Origin of the sequence: Microbacterium sp. 69-7 (assembly GCF_001897985.1) — a bacterium.
GTDB lineage: Bacteria > Actinomycetota > Actinomycetes > Actinomycetales > Microbacteriaceae > Microbacterium > Microbacterium laevaniformans.
The window spans coordinates 20518-37381 of sequence record NZ_MKRU01000096.1; the positions used below are offsets into that span (position 1 = coordinate 20518).

Genomic DNA, 16864 nt, shown 5'->3' on the forward strand with positions numbered 1-16864 from the left:
AATCGATTCTTCAAACAGAGGTCATCGCGCACGACCGACGTATGGCTACATCAATAGCGACTTTTGTCGACATCGCACGGAAGAGGGGACAACGCGCGGTTCGTAAGATGGTGCTGTGACCCAACCGATTCGCGTGATCATCGTCGACGACGAGTCGCTGGTGCGCGCTGCACTGCGCGTCTTCCTGGACTCTTCGGACGGGTTCGATCTCGTCGGAGAGGCCGACAACGGCATCGACGCCATCGCGCTGGTGCGCAGCACGCACCCCGACGTCGTGCTCATGGACGTGCAGATGCCCAAGATGGATGGCATCGAGGCGACCCAGCGCCTCACCCGGGAGTTTCCCGGGATCAAGATCGTCGCGCTGACCACGTTCTCCTCGGAGCGCGTCATCGTCCCGATGCTCAGTGCCGGCGCTGCGGGCTTCCTGGTGAAGGACACGTCGCCCGACCGCATCCTCGACGCCGCGCGCCTGGCTCACGAGGGCGGCTACGTGCTGTCGCCACGCGTCGCGAAAGAACTCGTCAGCTCGGTGCAGCAGAACGAACCTCCCGCGCCGCGCCAGCTGGGCCGGGAGGAGGAGCTCACCGAACGGGAGCTCGAAGTGGTCACCCTTCTTGCCCAGGGAATGTCGAACGCCGAGATCGCCGCCGCCATGTTCGTGTCCGAGGCGACCGTCAAGTCACACCTCGGCCGCATCACGGCGAAGTGGGGTGTGCGCGATCGCATCCAAGTGCTGATCCGTGCGACCCAGTACGGTCTCGTGTCCCTGGGCTGACGCTCGTCAGGCGATCGCCGCGCCCACGGCAGCGACGACGGCATCCAGCGGGTGACCGGACGCATCCCGCTTCGCGCCCGCGTCCGGCAGCGTGCGCACAGCACCGTCTGCAGCAAGCCCACGGGGCTCTGTACCGACCCAGGCGAGGGTGAGGACGTCCTCGCCCTTCAGGAAGCGCTGGGCGCGCACACCGCCGGTGGCGCGGCCCTTCGGCGGGAACTCCTCGAACAGCGACACCTTCGCGCTGCCCGCGTCGGTTCCGGCGATCGCCTGGGATGAACCGGCGATCGTGACGACCACGGCATCGGCCGGTTCGGTCACCACATTGAAGGCCACGACGGAGGCTCCCGCGCTCAGGCGGACTCCGGCCATGCCCCCCGCCGCGCGGCCCTGCGGTCGCACGCTCGCAGCATCGAAGCGCAGGAGCTGAGCGTCGGAGGCCACGAAGACGAGTTCAGCGCCGTCGGGGGCCACGGCAGCGCCCACCACGAGGTCTCCGTCCTTCAGCGCGATGATCTCGGCCTCGTGCTTTCCGGGCGCGAGCTCCGAGGTCGCAACGCGTTTGACGACTCCCTGTGCGGTGCCCAGCGCGATGACGACGTCACCCAACGGCACGACGGCCACGACGTGCTCACCCGATCCCAGACCGAGGTACGGGTCGGCGCGGGTGCCCGCTGCGAGCTGCACGGCATTGGCCGGCACCGACGGCAGATCGACGGGCGAGAAGCGCACCAGCCGGCCGCGCGTTGTCACTGCACCGAGCTCGCCCCTCGTCGTCGTGTCGACAGCGGACAGGATGCCGTCGTGCTTCGCCCGCCGCGTCGGAGCGACGATCTCGCCGGACTCGCCGAGTTCGGCGCGCACCATCCGCCCGGTCGCGGACAGGAGCACGCGGCAGGGGGAGTCGGCGATCTGCAGGTCTGCCGCTGCGGCGCTGCGTGAGCGCGCTGCGACGGGTCCGCCGTTGAGCAAAAGGGTGCGGCGGGGTGTGCCGAAGGTCTCGGCCGCGGCATCCAGCTCTCGGGCGACGTGCTGCCGGAGGAGCACATCGCTGGCCAGCAGAGCCTGGAGGTCGGCGATCTCCTTCTTGAGCGTGTCCTGCTCGGACTCCAGCTCGATGCGGGAGAAACGCGTGAGACGCCGCAGGCGCAACTCCAGGATGTACTCGGCCTGCACCTGCGACAGCTCGAAGACGCTCATGAGCTTCGCTCGCGCCTGCTCGGTGTCGTCGGAGGCGCGGATGACCTGGATGACCTCGTCGATGTCGAGGATCGCGATGAGAAGACCCTCGACGAGGTGGAGGCGTTCCTGCTTGCGCGCGAGGCGGTAGCGGCTGCGGCGCGTCACGACCTGGATACGGTGATCGAGGTACACCCGCAGCAGCGGCTTGAGACCGAGGGTCTGCGGTTGCCCGTCCACGAGGGCGACGTTGTTGATGCCGAACGAGTCCTCGAGCGGCGTGAGCCGGTAGAGCTGCTCGAGGACGGCTGCGGGATCGAAGCCGGTCTTGATGCCGATGACGAGGCGCAGGCCGTGGTTGCGGTCGGTGAGGTCGTTGACGTCGGCGATGCCCGTGAGCTTCTTGGCGTTGACCGCGTCTTTGATCTTCTCGATGACGCGCTCGGCGCCCACCATGTACGGCAGCTCCGTCACGACGATGCCGGTGCGGCGGGGGCCGAGCGACTCGATCGATGTCTTGGCACGCGTGCGGAAGGTTCCACGTCCGGTCTCGTAGGCCTCGGTGATGCCGTCGAGTCCGACGATGATGCCGCCGCCGGGGAGGTCCGGTCCGGGGACGAACTCCATCAGCTCAGCCGTCGTGGCGTCGGGGTTCTCGAGCAGATGGATCGCGGCGGCGACGACCTCGTTGAGGTTGTGCGGAGCCATGTTGGTCGCCATGCCCACCGCGATGCCGGAGGCGCCGTTGACGAGCAGGTTGGGGAATGCGGCGGGGAGGACCGCCGGCTGCTGGAACTGCCCGTCGTAGTTCGGGACGAAGTCCACGACGTCCTCGTCGAGGTTCTCCGTGAGGGCGAGGGCGGCGGGAGCGAGGCGCGCCTCCGTGTAACGAGCCGCCGCGGGCCCGTCGTCGAGCGAGCCGAAGTTGCCGTGGCCGTCGACCAGGGGCACCCGCAGCGCGAACGGCTGGGCCAGGCGCACGAGGGCGTCGTAGATCGCCGAGTCGCCGTGCGGGTGCAGCTTTCCCATGACCTCGCCGACGACGCGGGCGCTCTTGACGTGCCCGCGGTCGGGCCGCAGCCCCATGTCCGCCATCTGGAACAGAATGCGCCGCTGCACCGGCTTGAGACCGTCGCGGGCATCGGGGAGAGCGCGCGAGTAGATGACCGAGTACGCGTACTCCAGGAACGAGTCCTGCATCTCGGCGGAGACATCGACATCCTCGATGCGGCCGTGGTCTTCAGGAATGGACGCGGTGCGCGAAGCTGCCATGGATCTGCGGTTCCCTCGGTGCTCGGGTGGGCCGGGAAGTGGGGCCGCGCGCCATGTGCGAGACTGGCCCCGATGTCGTTCAGCCTACCCGCGGACCCGCCCACAGCCCGGAGCCTCACCGCCATCGTGCCGCAATTGCTTGCGTCGCTGACGGGCGACGGTGACTGGTTCGCGCCGGCCCGATCGGCGATCCTGATCCTCGTCGACGGTCTCGGTCGCGGGAACCTCACTGCCCGGGCCGGACACGCCCGGTTTCTGACGGGCGCGATGACGAAGAAGGATGCCGCGCGCAGCACTTTTCCCTCGACGACGGCCACGGCCCTCACCGGGCTTCTCACGGCGACCGACGCCGGCGCCCACGGAATCGTCGGATACCGTGCCCGTATCCCGGGGACCGATATCGCGCCCAACCAGCTCAAGGGGTGGGAGAGCGACGGACTCGACCCGATGACCTGGCAGCGCTCGGCGCCCCTGCTCGAACGGGAAGCCCACGCCGGACGTCCCACCTTCGTGGTGACCAAGGGGCTGTATCGCGACAGCGGCTTCACGCAGGCGATCCAGCGCGGGGCGGAGTTCGTCGCCGCCGCGACGCCGTCCGAGCGTCTCGCCGCTGCCGCGGCGCGCGCGGCCGCGCACCCCGGCGCACTGGTCTACGTGTACATCCCGGAGCTCGATACCCTCGGACACGCCTACGGGTGGGAGTCCGCGCAGTGGCTGCAAGGACTGGAGGAGCTCGACGCGGACCTTCGCCGGTTCGACGCTCAGCTCGCCCCGGGTGTCGGCGCCCTCGTCACGGCTGACCACGGCATGGTCGACGTGCCGGCTCATCGGCAGGTGCTGCTGCGGGACGGCGATCCGCTGCTCCAGGGTGTGCGGCTGGTGGCGGGGGAGCCTCGAATGCTGCAGCTCTACACGGAGGACCGCGAGTCTCGCGCCGTCGCGGAGCGCTGGAGTGAGGCCGAGCAGTCGCGCTCGTGGGTGATGACGCGCGACGAAGCGATCGATGCCGGCCTGTACGGCGCCGCGGTGCACCCCGACGTCCGCCCCCGCATCGGCGACGTGCTCGTCGCGGCCCGCAGCGCGGTGGCCTACTACGACGACCGCCTGGCCGACAAGAAGCCACAGCGGATGATCGGCCAGCACGGATCGTTGACCGATCAGGAACGCATCGTCCCGCTCATCAGACTCGGCGCGCTCGCGAAGGGCTGAGCATCCGTCCCGCGCCGACCTCGACGCGACTCACCCGTCTTCGGTGCGCGCTCCGAAGACGATCTCGTCCCACGACGGCATCGAGGTGCGCCCCTTGCGGCGAGACGAATCGCTGATGACGGTGTCTTCCATCGCGGATGCCGAGTCCTCGGCATCCGTCGCCGATTCGTCGTAGCCGGGCTCGAGTGCGTCGAACAGGGCCACGGGGGAGTGCGGACGCTCCGTGGCCGACTCCTCCGCGGGCATGGGCTCACGCTGGCCGCGACGGCGGCGCAGCGCCTCGAGGAGGTCTGCTGTCTCGGCCGATGTGACCGCGTGGTCGGGAGCGCGCTTGATCGCGGCATCCTGAACCGCGGGCGCGACGGGCACGCGCACGTCCGGCCGCGTGATGTCCGCTTCGGGAGCGAGGGAATCGGCGTCCAGACGCCGCGGGACGAACGCACCGGAGTCGAACCGCGACGCATCCTTCAGCGGCGACGCATCGAGCGCGCGCAGGCGGGGGATCAGTCCTTCGGGGAGCGACCCCTGACGAGAGAGCTGGGTCGCATCGGCGTTGAGCGGAGCGAGACTGCTGCGGCGCGGGTCGAAGCCCCACCGTGCGTCGTGGTCGACCTCGTTCGCCGTGAACTCGAGCTTGACGACCCAGCCGTCCTCGTCCTTCCAGCTGGTCCACCGTTCACCGCTCGCGCCCGCTTCGGCGAGCTTGGCCCGCACCGCGACACCGAACGTCGGCTGCGCCGCGGCATCGAGCTCTCCCGCGATCAGCACCGGGACGGCCAACGCCTGGCCCACGATGTGCTCACGCTCGGCGAGAACGGGACGCTCGAAGCGCTGCACGTCCTCCAGACGAGCGCCGAGCAGCTCCGCGACCTCCTGCGCCGACATACCGGAACGGATATGCGCCTGGATGTCGCGAGGGCTCGGTCGCGCTGCACGCGGCTCGTTGTCGCGCTGTGCGCGGCGCAGCTGGCTGCGCAGCGTCTCGTCGATCGGCAGCGCGTACCGTTCGCCGGACTCCGTGGCGAGAACGAGGACACCTTCCTCGGTTCCGATCACCTTGAGCTGTTCCATGCGAAACACCCTCCCGTTCCCTGTTCGGGCACGATTCGATTGCCGGGGCCATGCTGTCACAGCACTTCGCCGCACTCGGGAATATCGCGGGCGCGCCGCGAGTTCCATGCGACGCACCCGCCGGAAGCGGGCACGCACACGACGATCATTTGCGAAATCCGAACCCGTCGTGCAAACTATCGCCGCCCCACGTCGGTCCCCCCGGCCGCGAGTCGGCACTTTGGCAACACACCTGGAAGTTGAGAGCATGGCGACCGATTACGACGCCCCCCGTAAGACCGACGACGACAGCGAGTCGATCGAGGCTCTGAAGGAGCGCGTTCCCGACAAGATGTCCGGGGCCGTCGACGTCGAGGATGCCGACAACCCCTCCGGCTTCGAGCTGCCCGGCGCCGACCTCTCCGACCTGGAGCTGGACGTGGTCGTCCTGCCGCCGCAGGAAGACGAATTCACCTGCGTCGAGTGCTTCCTCGTGAAGCACCGCACCCAGATCGACCACGAGATCGCGGGCGGCGCCGTCTGCATCGAGTGCGCCTGAGAACCCTCGGCCCCGCAGAGCCGATCCCGCTGTCGAGCTGATCTCAGCGCGACTGCGCACGCGTGATCGCGGCGACCACCCGGTCAGGCGTGCGCGTCGCGAACACCCACTCCGTGACGGGGTCGCCGGGATCGAGGACGGGAACGCGAACCACGGGGTCGATCCCGCCGCAGAACATGTGCCATGCCTTCGCGGACAGCTGAGGACCACGCGCAGCACGCGCCTCGTCTGCCCACAACGGCTCGGCGGTGCCCAGCTGATCGACCGGGATATGCGCGCGACCGACTCGCAGCTCGCCGCCTCGCACCTCCACGACCGGAGACGCGAAGACGAGCAGGCAGATCAGGACCGCACCCACGGCGATTCCCGCGGCGAGGGCGATGGTCGGATCCAGCGGGACGAACACCAGTGCGACCATCGGCGCCACCACCGCCGAGCTGAGCAGCGTCCACAGCGACGGACTGAGCCGTTCGCGGTAGCGGACGTCGGAAACGGGAGCGGCTGGAGCGGCGATGTGCATTACCCTCGTGGAGTGATCGAATCCGTGGACGTTCCCATTATCGCGCCGCAGGTTCCCGTCTACGCACATCCCGGCGACGCCGGCGCAGATCTGGTCTCCTCCGAGAGCGTGAGACTCGAACCGGGCGCCCGCGCACTGGTGGGCACGGGCGTGCGCATCGCCCTGCCGGACGGATACGCCGCTTTCGTCGTGCCCCGCAGCGGTCTGGCCGCGAAGCACGGCATCACCATCGTCAACGCGCCCGGAACGATCGACGCGGGGTACCGCGGTGAGATCAAGGTCGCGCTCCTGAACACCGATACGCGCGAGGCGTACGACATCGCCGTGGGCGACCGCATCGCACAGCTCATCGTCATGCCCGTCCCGCGCGTCCGCTTCCTCCCCGTCGACGACTTGCCCGACACCGCACGCGGCGAGGGCGGGTTCGGCTCGACGGGCTATCAGACAGGAGTCACCGCATGAGCGATGAACTGCAGCCCACCGGCACAGGCGACCGCGCGTCGACGGGGCCCTTCGACGAGGCGGAGGCGAACCCCGTTCGCCCCTACATCGATCTCGGTGGCATCAAGGTGCTCCCGCGCGAGGGACTGAACCTTCGCCTCGAAGTCGAGGAGCAGACCAAGCGCATCGTCGCGGTCGGGCTCGACTACGCCGATTCGACCCTGCAGGTGCAGCCGTTCGCCGCCTCGCGCTCCAGCGGACTGTGGGAAGAGACCCGCGACCAGATCCGCCAGCAGATCCGCCAGCAAGGCGGGCGCGTGGAGGAGCGCCACGGCCCGCTCGGCGCCGAACTGCTCGCGGAGGTTCCCGTGGTGAGCGGGCCCGACGCGGTGGCCGGCAAGCGCCTGGCACGGTTCGTCGGCGTAGACGGACCCCGCTGGTTCCTGCGCGGTGTGATCGGGGGAGCGGCCACGACCGACGTCGAGGCGGCTGCGCGTGTGGAGGATCTCTTCCGCTCGATCGTCGTGGTGCGCGGCGGTAGCCCCATGCCGCCGCGCGATCTCATCCCGCTGAAGATGCCCGCCGCCCCCGGCACCGCATGAGCTCGCCCGCGCAGGAGCCCGAGGACGCGGCATCCGATCCGCTCACGCCGCCACCGCCGTCGGCGTCGGATCTTCTCGGAAGCGCACTGGGCAATGCGGCGCGACGGGCCGGCCTCGATCCGTCCCGACAGTCGCACACGGGACACGTCGTCTGGGCCGCCATGGGCGGCTGGCGAGGCGTGCTGGAGAGCGTGCTGCCCGGACTCGCGTTCGTCATCCTGTTCACGACCACGGCTGACCTCACGCTCTCGCTCGCGATCTCCGTGGGCGCAGCGGCGATCTTCACGATCGTCCGCCTCATCCAGCGCTCGCCCGTCAGTGCCGCACTGGGAGGACTCATCGCCACCGGTGCCGCCGCCGCCCTCGCACTGTGGACCGGCCGAGGACAGGACAACTTCGTCCCGGGCCTCATCACCAACGCTGTCTACGGGACTGCGTTTCTGATCTCGGCTCTCGTCGGGTGGTCCTTGATCGGACTGGCCGTCGGCTTCCTCATGAACGAGAGCACACGCTGGCGCAGCGATCCGCGCAAGCGCCGGGTGTTCTTCTGGCTGGCGATCGCCTGGGCCGCACTGTTCTACCTGCGCCTCGCGGTGCAGCTTCCCTTCTACTTCGCTGGCGATGTCACCACGCTCGGCACCCTGAAGCTCGTGATGGGACTGCCGTTGTTCGCCCCGCTCGTCGCCGTCACCTGGCTGGCCGTGCGGGCGGTCTATCCGCGCCACCACGACGCCAGCGCGGCATCCGAGGCGTGATAGATTTATCTTGACATCAAGATAAATTCCTTCGCCCGTGATGCGCCAGAGGCGCCATCCGCGGGTAAGGACAACCTCACTAGCCCGCCGCCGCGGCGGCGGGGATGATGGAGAATCAGGCGACGGCCGTCCATGCCCGACCCTGACCCCGCCGACCGACTGAGCCCGCGGCCTCAGGAACTCCCAACGAAGGAGAGCAGACGTGTCCACTGTTGACAGCTTCGGAGCCAAGAGCACCCTCACGGTCGGTGGCACCGACTACGAGATCTACCGGATCGACACCGTCGCCGGGTACGAGAAGCTCCCGTTCAGCCTGAAGGTGCTGCTCGAGAACCTCCTTCGCACCGAGGACGGCGCCAACGTCACGAAGTCGCAGATCGAGGCCCTCGGCAACTGGGATGCCGATGCGGAGCCCGATACCGAAATCCAGTTCACCCCGGCGCGCGTCGTGATGCAGGACTTCACCGGCGTGCCCTGCATCGTCGATCTCGCCACCATGCGCGAGGCCGTCACGGCCCTCGGTGGCGACGCGGCGAAGATCAACCCGCTGTCGCCGGCGGAGATGGTCATCGACCACTCCGTCATCGCCGACCTGTTCGGCACCGAGAACGCGCTCGAGCGCAACGTCGAGATCGAGTACGAGCGCAACGGCGAGCGTTACCAGTTCCTGCGCTGGGGCCAGACCGCGTTCGACGACTTCAAGGTCGTCCCGCCGGGAACCGGCATCGTCCACCAGGTGAACATCGAGCACCTCGCGAAGGTCATCTACGACCGCACGGGCCGCGACGGCGTGCTGCGCGCCTACCCCGACACCTGTGTGGGCACCGACTCGCACACCACCATGGTCAACGGCCTCGGCGTGCTCGGCTGGGGCGTGGGTGGCATCGAGGCCGAGGCCGCCATGCTCGGTCAGCCCGTCTCGATGCTCATTCCCCGCGTCGTGGGCTTCAAGCTCACGGGCGAGATTCCCGCGGGCGTCACCGCCACCGACGTGGTCCTCACGATCACCGACATGCTGCGCAAGCACGGCGTGGTCGGCAAGTTCGTGGAGTTCTACGGCGCGGGCGTCGCTTCGGTACCGCTGGCCAACCGCGCCACCATCGGAAACATGAGCCCGGAGTTCGGCTCGACCGCGGCGATCTTCCCCATCGACGACGTCACGCTGGAATACCTGCGCCTCACGGGACGCGACGAGCAGGCGGTGGCCCTGGTCGAGGCGTACGCCAAGGAGCAGAAGCTCTGGCACGACGCTGACAGCGAGCCGGTCTTCAGCGAGTACATGGAGCTCGACCTCTCGACGGTCGTGCCGTCGATCGCCGGCCCGAAGCGTCCCCAGGACCGCATCCTCCTCAGCGAGGCGAAGACGCAGTTCGAGAAGGACATCGTCAACTACACCACCCCGTCGGTGTCCAACTCGATCGTCGACCTCGACTCGATCCACTCGTTCCCGGCATCCGACCCGGGCTCCACCCCGGGCGAGGAGGAGCCCGCGACGCGCGACGTACGCATCTCCAGCGGGGCGCCGGCCGCGGCATCCAACCCCGTGCCGGTCACGTCACCGGCAGGTGAGTCCTACCTGCTCGACAACGGCGCCGTGACGCTCGCCGCGATCACCTCCTGCACCAACACGTCGAACCCGTCGGTGATGATCGCCGCCGGCCTTCTCGCCCGCAAGGCGCGCAACAAGGGCCTCAAGCAGAAGCCGTGGGTGAAGACGACGCTCGGCCCCGGTTCCAAGGTCGTCACCGATTACTACGAGAAGTCGGGGCTCGACAAGGACCTCGAAGGCCTCGGCTTCTACACGGTCGGCTACGGCTGCACCATTTGCATCGGCAACTCCGGACCTCTCATCGAGGAGGTCTCGGCGGCGATCAACGAGAACGACCTGGCCGTCACGGCCGTGCTGTCGGGCAACCGCAACTTCGAGGGCCGCATCAGCCCCGACGTGAAGATGAACTACCTCGCCTCGCCGCCCCTCGTCGTCGCCTATGCCCTCGCCGGCTCGATGCACTTCGACTTCGAGACCGACCCGCTCGGGAAGGACTCGGAGGGCAACGACGTGTTCCTCAAGGACATCTGGCCCTCGCCGGACGAGGTCCAGGAGGTCATCGACTCGTCGATCTCGCGCGACCAGTTCATCAAGCAGTACGCCACCGTGTTCGACGGTGACGAGCGCTGGACGAGCCTGCCCACCCCCGAGGGCCCCATCTTCGAGTGGGATGCCGATTCGACGTACGTGCGCAAGGCGCCGTACTTCGAGGGCATGTCCATGGACCTGACCCCGGTCACGGACATCCACGGCGCTCGGGTGATGGCGACCCTCGGCGACTCGGTCACCACCGACCACATCTCGCCCGCGGGGAACATCAAGGCCGGCACGCCCGCCGCGCAGTACCTCACCGAGCACGGTGTCGCACAGAAGGACTTCAACTCCTACGGCTCGCGTCGTGGCAACCACGAGGTCATGATCCGCGGCACGTTCGCCAACATCCGCCTCAAGAACGAGCTGGTCGCCGCGGTCAACGACGGTCAGATCGTCGAAGGCGGCTTCACCCGTGACTTCACGCAGGAGGGCGGCCCGCAGTCGTACATCTTCGACGCGTGCGAGAACTACCGCGCCGAAGGCACCCCGCTCGTCGTCTTCGGTGGCAAGGAGTACGGCTCGGGCTCATCGCGCGACTGGGCCGCGAAGGGCACGTCGCTGCTGGGCGTCAAGGCGGTCATCACCGAGAGCTTCGAGCGCATCCACCGCTCCAACCTCATCGGCATGGGCGTCGTGCCGCTGCAGTTCCCCGAGGGCCAGAGCTGGAAGTCGCTGGGCCTGGACGGCACCGAGATCGTCTCGATCGAGGGCCTCGAGAAGCTCAACGAGGGCGTCACCCCGAAGACCGTGAAGGTCACGGCGGCCCCCAGCGAGTTCTCGCCGGAAGGCAAGGAGACGATCGTCTTCGACGCCAAGGTGCGCATCGACACCCCCGGTGAGGCGGACTACTACCGCAACGGCGGCATCCTCCAGTACGTGCTGCGTTCGCTGGTCTGAGCGCCGGTTATAACGCCCCGGCATCGGTCCCTGCAAGGGGACGCCGATGCCGGGGCGTCGGCGTTTGGGCGACGTAGACTCGGAGGATGAGTCTGCTCGCTTCGATCACCGGTCCGCGCGACCTGGACTCCCTGTCCACCGAGCAGCTCGAGCAGCTCGCGCACGAGATCCGTGACTTCCTCGTCGAGAACGTGGCGCGCACGGGCGGTCATCTCGGACCAAACCTCGGTGTCGTAGAGCTCACCATCGCGCTGCACCGGGTCTTCAACTCACCCGACGACCCCTTCGTCTTCGACACCGGCCATCAGTCGTATGTGCACAAGCTGCTCACCGGCCGCCAGGACTTCCGCGGCCTGCGCTCGCGCGGCGGACTCGCCGGCTACCCGCAACGCGCGGAGAGCGTCCACGACGTCGTCGAGTCCTCGCACGCGTCGAGTTCGCTGAGCTGGGCGGACGGCATCTCGCGCGCGCTGACCCGCACCGGCCGCAAGGATCACCACGTCGTCGCTGTCGTCGGTGACGGCGCGCTGACGGGCGGGATGACCTGGGAGGCACTGAACAACATCTCCGACGACAACGATCGCAATCTGGTGATCGTCGTCAACGACAACGGACGCTCCTACGCTCCGACGATCGGGGGGATGGCTCGCTATCTGAACCGGGTGCGCACCACCGAGGGCTATGAGAGCCTGCGCAAGAGTTCGGCATCCTTCTTCCGTCGACTCGGGCCCATGGGGCGCGCCGTCTACCGTGGTGTCCGCGGCGCCACGCATGGATTCCTCTCGCGCTTCTCCAACAACGAGGCGCTGTACTCGAACCTGGACATCAAGTACCTCGGGCCGATCGACGGACACGACCTCGTCGCGCTGCAGGAGACGTTGCAGCTGGCCAAGGACTACGGTGCCCCGGTGATCGTGCACGTCATCACCGAGAAGGGCCGCGGCTACGAGCCCGCACGCAACGACGAGGCCGATCAGTTCCACGCCGTCGGCAAGATCGACCCGGCGACGGGCGAGCCGCTGGGCTCCTCGGATGCCGTCGCCTGGACCGACGCTTTCGCCGACGCACTCGTGGCGGCGGGGGAGCGACGTGACGATGTCATCGCGATCACGGCGGCGATGCTGCGTCCGACGGGCCTGCAGCCGTTCGCGCAGCACTTCCCCGACCGCGTCTATGACGTGGGCATCGCCGAGCAGCACGCGGTGGCCTCGGCGGCGGGCCTCGCCTTCGGCGGACTGCACCCGGTGGTCGCGATCTATGCGACGTTCATGAACCGCGCCTTCGACCAGGTGCTGATGGATGTGGCCCTGCATCGCGCGGGCGTGACGTTCGTTCTCGATCGCTCCGGTGTGACCGGCCCCGACGGCCCCAGCCACCACGGTGTGTGGGATCTCGCGATGCTGCAGCTGGTGCCCGGCATCCGCATCGCCGCGCCCCGCGACGAAGCGCGGTTGCGGGAGGAGTTCGACGAGGCGATCGCCGTCGATGACGCGCCCACGGTGATCCGCTTCCCGAAGGGCGCCGTCGCGGTGGATCAGCCGGCCCTCAAACGCCTCTCCGACGGCGTCGACGTGCTGTGGCAGGACGGCGCCGAGGATGTTCTACTCGTCGGCATCGGCCCGATGACGCAGCTCGCGGTCGAGGTCGCCGAGCGCCTCCGTGCCCAGGGGATCGGAGCGACCGTCGTCGACCCGCGCTGGGTCGTGCCCGTGCAGCCCTCGATCGTGAAGCTCGCTGCCGCCCATCGCCTGGTGATCACGATCGAGGACGGCATCCGCGTCGGTGGCGTCGGAACGCGCGTGCGTCAGGTGCTGCGCGAGGCGGGCGTGGACACGGCGGTCGACGAGCTCGGCCTGCCCGACGCCTTCATCGATCACGCGAGCCGGGAGCAGATCCTCGAGGATGCCGGCCTGTCGGCCGCGAAGATCGCGCAGGACGTCGTCGCGCAGGTGCTCGGCACCCGCATTCCGATCGCCCGCCCCTCGACCGAAACGGGCGCCATCTGGACCGTGCGTGGCGGCGCCGACAACTCGGAGCACGCCGACCACGGCGATGGTCGGGGCTGAGCCGGAGTCAGGGGACGACCGCGCGCCGCTGTCGCGTGCGCACGATCACCGCCCCGCCTCGGCGATGAGTTCGAGCAGGTCGCGCACCACGCCGCGCACCAGCGGCAGCCGCGCCAATGGCAGCGTCGTCCGCAGCAGCGCCAGGCCGAGATCGAGCAGGCGCCGCGTCCGCTGCTGACCGTCGGAGCGGTCGTAGACCCAGAAGAGCGCCAGCAGGAGATGCCCGAGGAAGAGCACCGTGGGCAGCGCCTGACGGAGATCGCTCGGGACGGTTCCGGAACGTGCGCCGTCCACCGCCTCCCCGAAGAGTGCTTCCGTGATGGCGCGCGCCTCGCCGGATGCCTCGGCGAGCGGGTTGATCTCCGAGCGTGGGGAGACGGCGGCAGAGAGAAACTGCGCCGCATGCTCGTGGTACGCCGTCAGCTCGTCGAGCCCGGTGCGATAGACGATGGCGATGCGTTCGACGAGATCCTCCGTCTCGGCGAGGGCCGGTTCGGCAGCCGCACGATGGCGGCGTTGCACGTCGAGGTACAGCTCCTGGACCAGGTCGTTCTTGGTGGCGAAGTGGTAGTAGGCGTTACCCACCGACACGCCCGCCTCCTGCGCGATGAGGCGCATGGTCGTCGCTTCGTATCCGCGCTCGCGAAACGAGGCGAGCGCCACCTCGCGAAGCCGGCCACGCGTGCGTTCGCTTTTGGACGCAGGCCCTTCAGAAGTGAACATGTTCGGAAAATATCACAACGTCCGGCGTGACAGCATGGAGCAATGAGTTCCGCCAACCTCACGCGCGAAGAGACGGCGGCTCGCGCCGCCGGCGTCCGACTGCACACCGTCGAGGTCGACCTCGACCTGCGTTCAGCCCCGGATGCCGCGGTGACGACGTTTCCCACGCGGTCGACGTTCGCGTTCACGGCCGTGACCGACACCACGTGGGTCGACTTCATCGGTGAGAGCGTCATCGAGGTGATCGTCAATGACCGTGCGCAACCGGTCGAGTGGGACGGTGCGCGCATCCGCCTGCGCGGGCTGGTGGCCGATGGGGCGACGCCGAATGTGGTGCGCATTGACGCGGCGGCGCGGTACAGCACGACCGGCGAGGGTCTGCACCGCTTCCGCGACCCCGTCGATGACGCCACCTATCTGTACACCCAGTACGAGCCTGCCGACTGCCGTCGCGTCTACCCGTGCTTCGAGCAGCCGGATATGAAGGCGCGCTGGCGCTTCACCGTCGCCGCCCCGACGGGCTGGGAGGTGCTGTCCAACGGCGCTGAGGCCTCACGCGACGAGGTCGCGGGGGGAGTGCGCGTGCACTTCACGGAGACGCTGCCACTGTCGAGCTACATCACCGCCGTCGCCGCGGGTCCCTACCATCGCGTCGACGGCACGCATCGCGGCACGCAGGCCCCCATCGCTCTCGGTGTGCTCTGCCGCGCGTCGCTGGCCGCTCACTTGGACGCCGCCGAGATCCTCGACATCACCCGACGGGGCTTGTCGTTCTTCGAGAACGCGTTCGACTTCCCGTACCCCTGGGGGAAGTACGACCAGATCTTCGTCCCCGAGTACAACCTCGGGGCCATGGAGAACCCCGGATTGGTGACCTTCACCGAGGCGTACGTGTTCCGCGGTGCGTCGACGACCGCGCAGCACGAAGCCCGAGCGAACACGATCCTGCACGAGATGGCCCACATGTGGTTCGGCGATCTGGCGACGATGCGGTGGTGGGATGACCTGTGGCTGAAGGAGTCGTTCGCCGACTACATGGGCACGCATGCTGCCGCGGCCGTGGGGGGCTTCCCGGACGCGTGGGTCAGCTTCGCCACCCGGCGCAAGGGATGGGCATACACGCAGGACCAGCTGCCCACCACGCACCCGATCGTCGCCGATATCCCTGATCTGGAAGCCGCCAAGCTCAACTTCGACGGCATCACGTACGCAAAGGGCGCGTCGGTGCTCAAGCAGCTCGTCGGCTTCGTGGGGGAGGAGGCCTTCTTCCGCGGAGCGCAGCGCTACTTCGCCCGACACGCCTTCGGCAACACCACCCTCCCCGACCTCCTCACGGCTCTCGAGGAGGCATCGGGGCGTGATCTGGCGGCGTGGAGCGCGGCGTGGCTGCAGACGACCGGTGTCACCGAGCTCAGTGCCGAGCGCACGTCGGACGGCCTGGAGCTGGCCGTCTCGACGGTACGCCCCGACCGGGTGACCGTGGGGCTGTACGGCGACGCGGGCGGGCGTCTCGTGCGCCGCGGCGAGATCGCGACCGATGTCGTCGCACCGCGCACGCCGCTCGAGGGGGCCCGGCACGATGACGTCGTCCTCGTCGTCCCCAACGACGACGATCGCACCTATGCGAAGGTCCGTCTGGATGCCGCGTCCACCGCGGCCGTCGCCCGCGGTCTGTCGACGATCGACGACGCGCTCGCGCGCGCCGTGATCTGGGCGGCACTGTGGAATGCGACGCGCGACGGCATCCTGCCCGCGCGGCGCTACATCGACATCGTCGCGCGCCATGCGCCGGAGGAGACGGATGCGGCGCTGCTGACGGATGCGACGGCCCGCGCCGCGTTCACGATCGGCCATTTCGCCGCGGATGATGACCGCGCCCCGCTGGCCGCGCAGTGGCTGGACACGGCGTGGAATGCGCTGAGCCACGCGACACCGGGCTCTGACGCTCAGCTCATCTGGGCACGTACGGTCGGCACCGCGACATCGGTCTGCGGCGACCGCGCCGCCGACCTGCGGGCAGCGCTGTCCGGAGCCATCCCGCCGCCGGCGGGTCTGCCGCTGGACCCCGAGCTCCGCTGGGCGTGGCTCATCGCCCTCGCCACGAGCGGAGACGCCGACGAGGCAGACATCGCACGCGAGCTGCGCACCGATGACACCGCGTCGGGACGCGTGGCCGCGCGGACCGCGCGGACCGCTCACCCCGCGGCATCCGTCCGCGCCGCGGCGTGGCAGGCGGCATGGAGCGACGAGACGCTGACCAACGATCACCTCGATGCCACGATCGCCGGCGTGCGCGCGGGCGGACGCCGTGACCTGGTCGCCGACTTCGACGACGACTACTTCGCACGTATCCTGCCCACCTGGCAGTCACGGTCGATCGAGATCGCCCGTCGCCTGGTGATCGGCCTGTTCCCGGCATCCCCGTCGCTCGACGCCGCCGACGCCTGGTTGCGAGATCACCCGGACGCGCCGGGGGCCCTCCGTCGTCTCGTGATCGAGCAGCGCGACGGCCTCGCCCGCGATCTGCGCGTGCGGGCGGCACAGCCCTCGCGCTGAGCCTGCCCCGGCGTCGCCACCGGACGCGGACATGAAGAACGGAATCGGATGCCGCGAGGTGCGGCATCCGATTCCGTTGCGTTCGTCCGGATCCGTGACGACGGATCCGGCGGT

At 68.9% G+C, this 16864-nt stretch carries 13 protein-coding genes; 9 read left to right on the top strand and 4 right to left on the bottom strand.

Translation table 11 applies throughout. The features are described from left to right. Positions 1-115 precede the first annotated feature (115 nt). Entirely contained in the window at positions 116-778 is a 663-nt protein-coding gene (locus BGN98_RS11845; RefSeq protein ID WP_005049481.1) for a response regulator transcription factor, read from the top strand. 6 nt (positions 779-784) lie between these two features. Here the strand turns inward: BGN98_RS11845 and BGN98_RS11850 are convergent, their stop codons facing one another. After that, positions 785-3229 (bottom strand): DNA gyrase/topoisomerase IV subunit A, encoded by a 2445-nt coding sequence (locus tag BGN98_RS11850; RefSeq protein ID WP_005049483.1) that lies wholly within the window; start codon positions 3227-3229, stop codon positions 785-787. A 72-nt stretch (positions 3230-3301) separates the two neighbouring features. Here BGN98_RS11850 and BGN98_RS11855 point away from each other — a divergent pair, with 72 nt between their 5' ends. Next, positions 3302-4438, top strand: a complete 1137-nt coding sequence (locus BGN98_RS11855) for an alkaline phosphatase family protein (RefSeq protein WP_005049484.1) — start codon at positions 3302-3304, stop codon at positions 4436-4438. A 30-nt stretch (positions 4439-4468) separates the two neighbouring features. Here BGN98_RS11855 and sepH read toward each other — a convergent pair whose 3' ends face one another. Further along, a complete protein-coding gene (gene sepH / locus BGN98_RS11860; RefSeq protein ID WP_005049486.1) occupies positions 4469-5509 on the bottom strand; it encodes a septation protein SepH in 1041 nt (346 codons plus the stop codon). A 247-nt stretch (positions 5510-5756) separates the two neighbouring features. Between sepH and BGN98_RS11865 the strand changes: the two genes are divergently transcribed. Then, entirely contained in the window at positions 5757-6047 is a 291-nt protein-coding gene (locus BGN98_RS11865; RefSeq protein WP_005049487.1) for a DUF4193 domain-containing protein, read from the top strand. Positions 6048-6090: 43 nt separating this feature from the next. Here BGN98_RS11865 and BGN98_RS11870 read toward each other — a convergent pair whose 3' ends face one another. Next, complete coding sequence (locus BGN98_RS11870; protein ID WP_005049489.1) at positions 6091-6567, bottom strand: DUF3093 domain-containing protein; 477 nt, start codon at positions 6565-6567, stop codon at positions 6091-6093. A 12-nt stretch (positions 6568-6579) separates the two neighbouring features. Between BGN98_RS11870 and dut the strand changes: the two genes are divergently transcribed. The 5 genes from dut to dxs all read left to right on the top strand — a co-directional run bounded on the left by dut (position 6580) and on the right by dxs (position 13471). Then, positions 6580-7029, top strand: coding sequence for a dUTP diphosphatase (gene dut, locus BGN98_RS11875; RefSeq protein WP_051498858.1), 450 nt, complete (start codon positions 6580-6582; stop codon positions 7027-7029). Continuing rightward, positions 7026-7610, top strand: coding sequence for a DUF3710 domain-containing protein (locus tag BGN98_RS11880; protein ID WP_005049491.1), 585 nt, complete (start codon positions 7026-7028; stop codon positions 7608-7610). Before dut ends, BGN98_RS11880 begins: the two co-directional genes overlap by 4 nt. Next, entirely contained in the window at positions 7607-8365 is a 759-nt protein-coding gene (locus BGN98_RS11885; protein ID WP_005049492.1) for a DUF3159 domain-containing protein, read from the top strand. The genes BGN98_RS11880 and BGN98_RS11885 overlap by 4 nt, the downstream gene beginning before the upstream one ends. Before the next feature lie 202 nt (positions 8366-8567). Continuing rightward, positions 8568-11405: an aconitate hydratase gene (locus tag BGN98_RS11890; RefSeq protein WP_288121497.1), complete on the top strand. Its 2838-nt coding sequence runs from the start codon at positions 8568-8570 to the stop codon at positions 11403-11405. Between the two features lie 86 nt (positions 11406-11491). Further along, entirely contained in the window at positions 11492-13471 is a 1980-nt protein-coding gene (gene dxs, locus BGN98_RS11895) for a 1-deoxy-D-xylulose-5-phosphate synthase (RefSeq protein ID WP_204947051.1), read from the top strand. A 45-nt stretch (positions 13472-13516) separates the two neighbouring features. Here the strand turns inward: dxs and BGN98_RS11900 are convergent, their stop codons facing one another. Beyond that, the gene (locus BGN98_RS11900; RefSeq protein WP_204947050.1) at positions 13517-14194 is read right to left on the bottom strand and encodes a TetR/AcrR family transcriptional regulator; all 678 of its coding nucleotides are present in this window, start codon (positions 14192-14194) and stop codon (positions 13517-13519) included. Positions 14195-14236: 42 nt separating this feature from the next. On the opposite strand from BGN98_RS11900, the gene pepN reads away from it, so the two are divergent. Beyond that, the gene (gene pepN, locus BGN98_RS11905; RefSeq protein WP_288121498.1) at positions 14237-16750 is read left to right on the top strand and encodes an aminopeptidase N; all 2514 of its coding nucleotides are present in this window, start codon (positions 14237-14239) and stop codon (positions 16748-16750) included. The last annotated feature ends 114 nt before the right edge of the window (positions 16751-16864 follow it).

Excerpts from the sequence above, each read along its gene's own strand:
- BGN98_RS11870 (WP_005049489.1), bottom strand. The coding sequence starts at position 6,567 with ATGCACATCGCCGCTCCAGCCGCTCCCGTTTCCGACGTCCGCTACCGC.
- BGN98_RS11880 (WP_005049491.1), top strand. The coding sequence starts at position 7,026 with ATGAGCGATGAACTGCAGCCCACCGGCACAGGCGACCGCGCGTCGACG.
- BGN98_RS11885 (WP_005049492.1), top strand. The coding sequence starts at position 7,607 with ATGAGCTCGCCCGCGCAGGAGCCCGAGGACGCGGCATCCGATCCGCTC.
- pepN (WP_288121498.1), top strand. The coding sequence starts at position 14,237 with ATGAGTTCCGCCAACCTCACGCGCGAAGAGACGGCGGCTCGCGCCGCC.
- dxs (WP_204947051.1), top strand. The coding sequence starts at position 11,492 with ATGAGTCTGCTCGCTTCGATCACCGGTCCGCGCGACCTGGACTCCCTG.
- BGN98_RS11865 (WP_005049487.1), top strand. The coding sequence starts at position 5,757 with ATGGCGACCGATTACGACGCCCCCCGTAAGACCGACGACGACAGCGAG.
- BGN98_RS11855 (WP_005049484.1), top strand. The coding sequence starts at position 3,302 with ATGTCGTTCAGCCTACCCGCGGACCCGCCCACAGCCCGGAGCCTCACC.
- BGN98_RS11850 (WP_005049483.1), bottom strand. The coding sequence starts at position 3,229 with ATGGCAGCTTCGCGCACCGCGTCCATTCCTGAAGACCACGGCCGCATC.
- sepH (WP_005049486.1), bottom strand. The coding sequence starts at position 5,509 with ATGGAACAGCTCAAGGTGATCGGAACCGAGGAAGGTGTCCTCGTTCTC.
- BGN98_RS11900 (WP_204947050.1), bottom strand. The coding sequence starts at position 14,194 with ATGTTCACTTCTGAAGGGCCTGCGTCCAAAAGCGAACGCACGCGTGGC.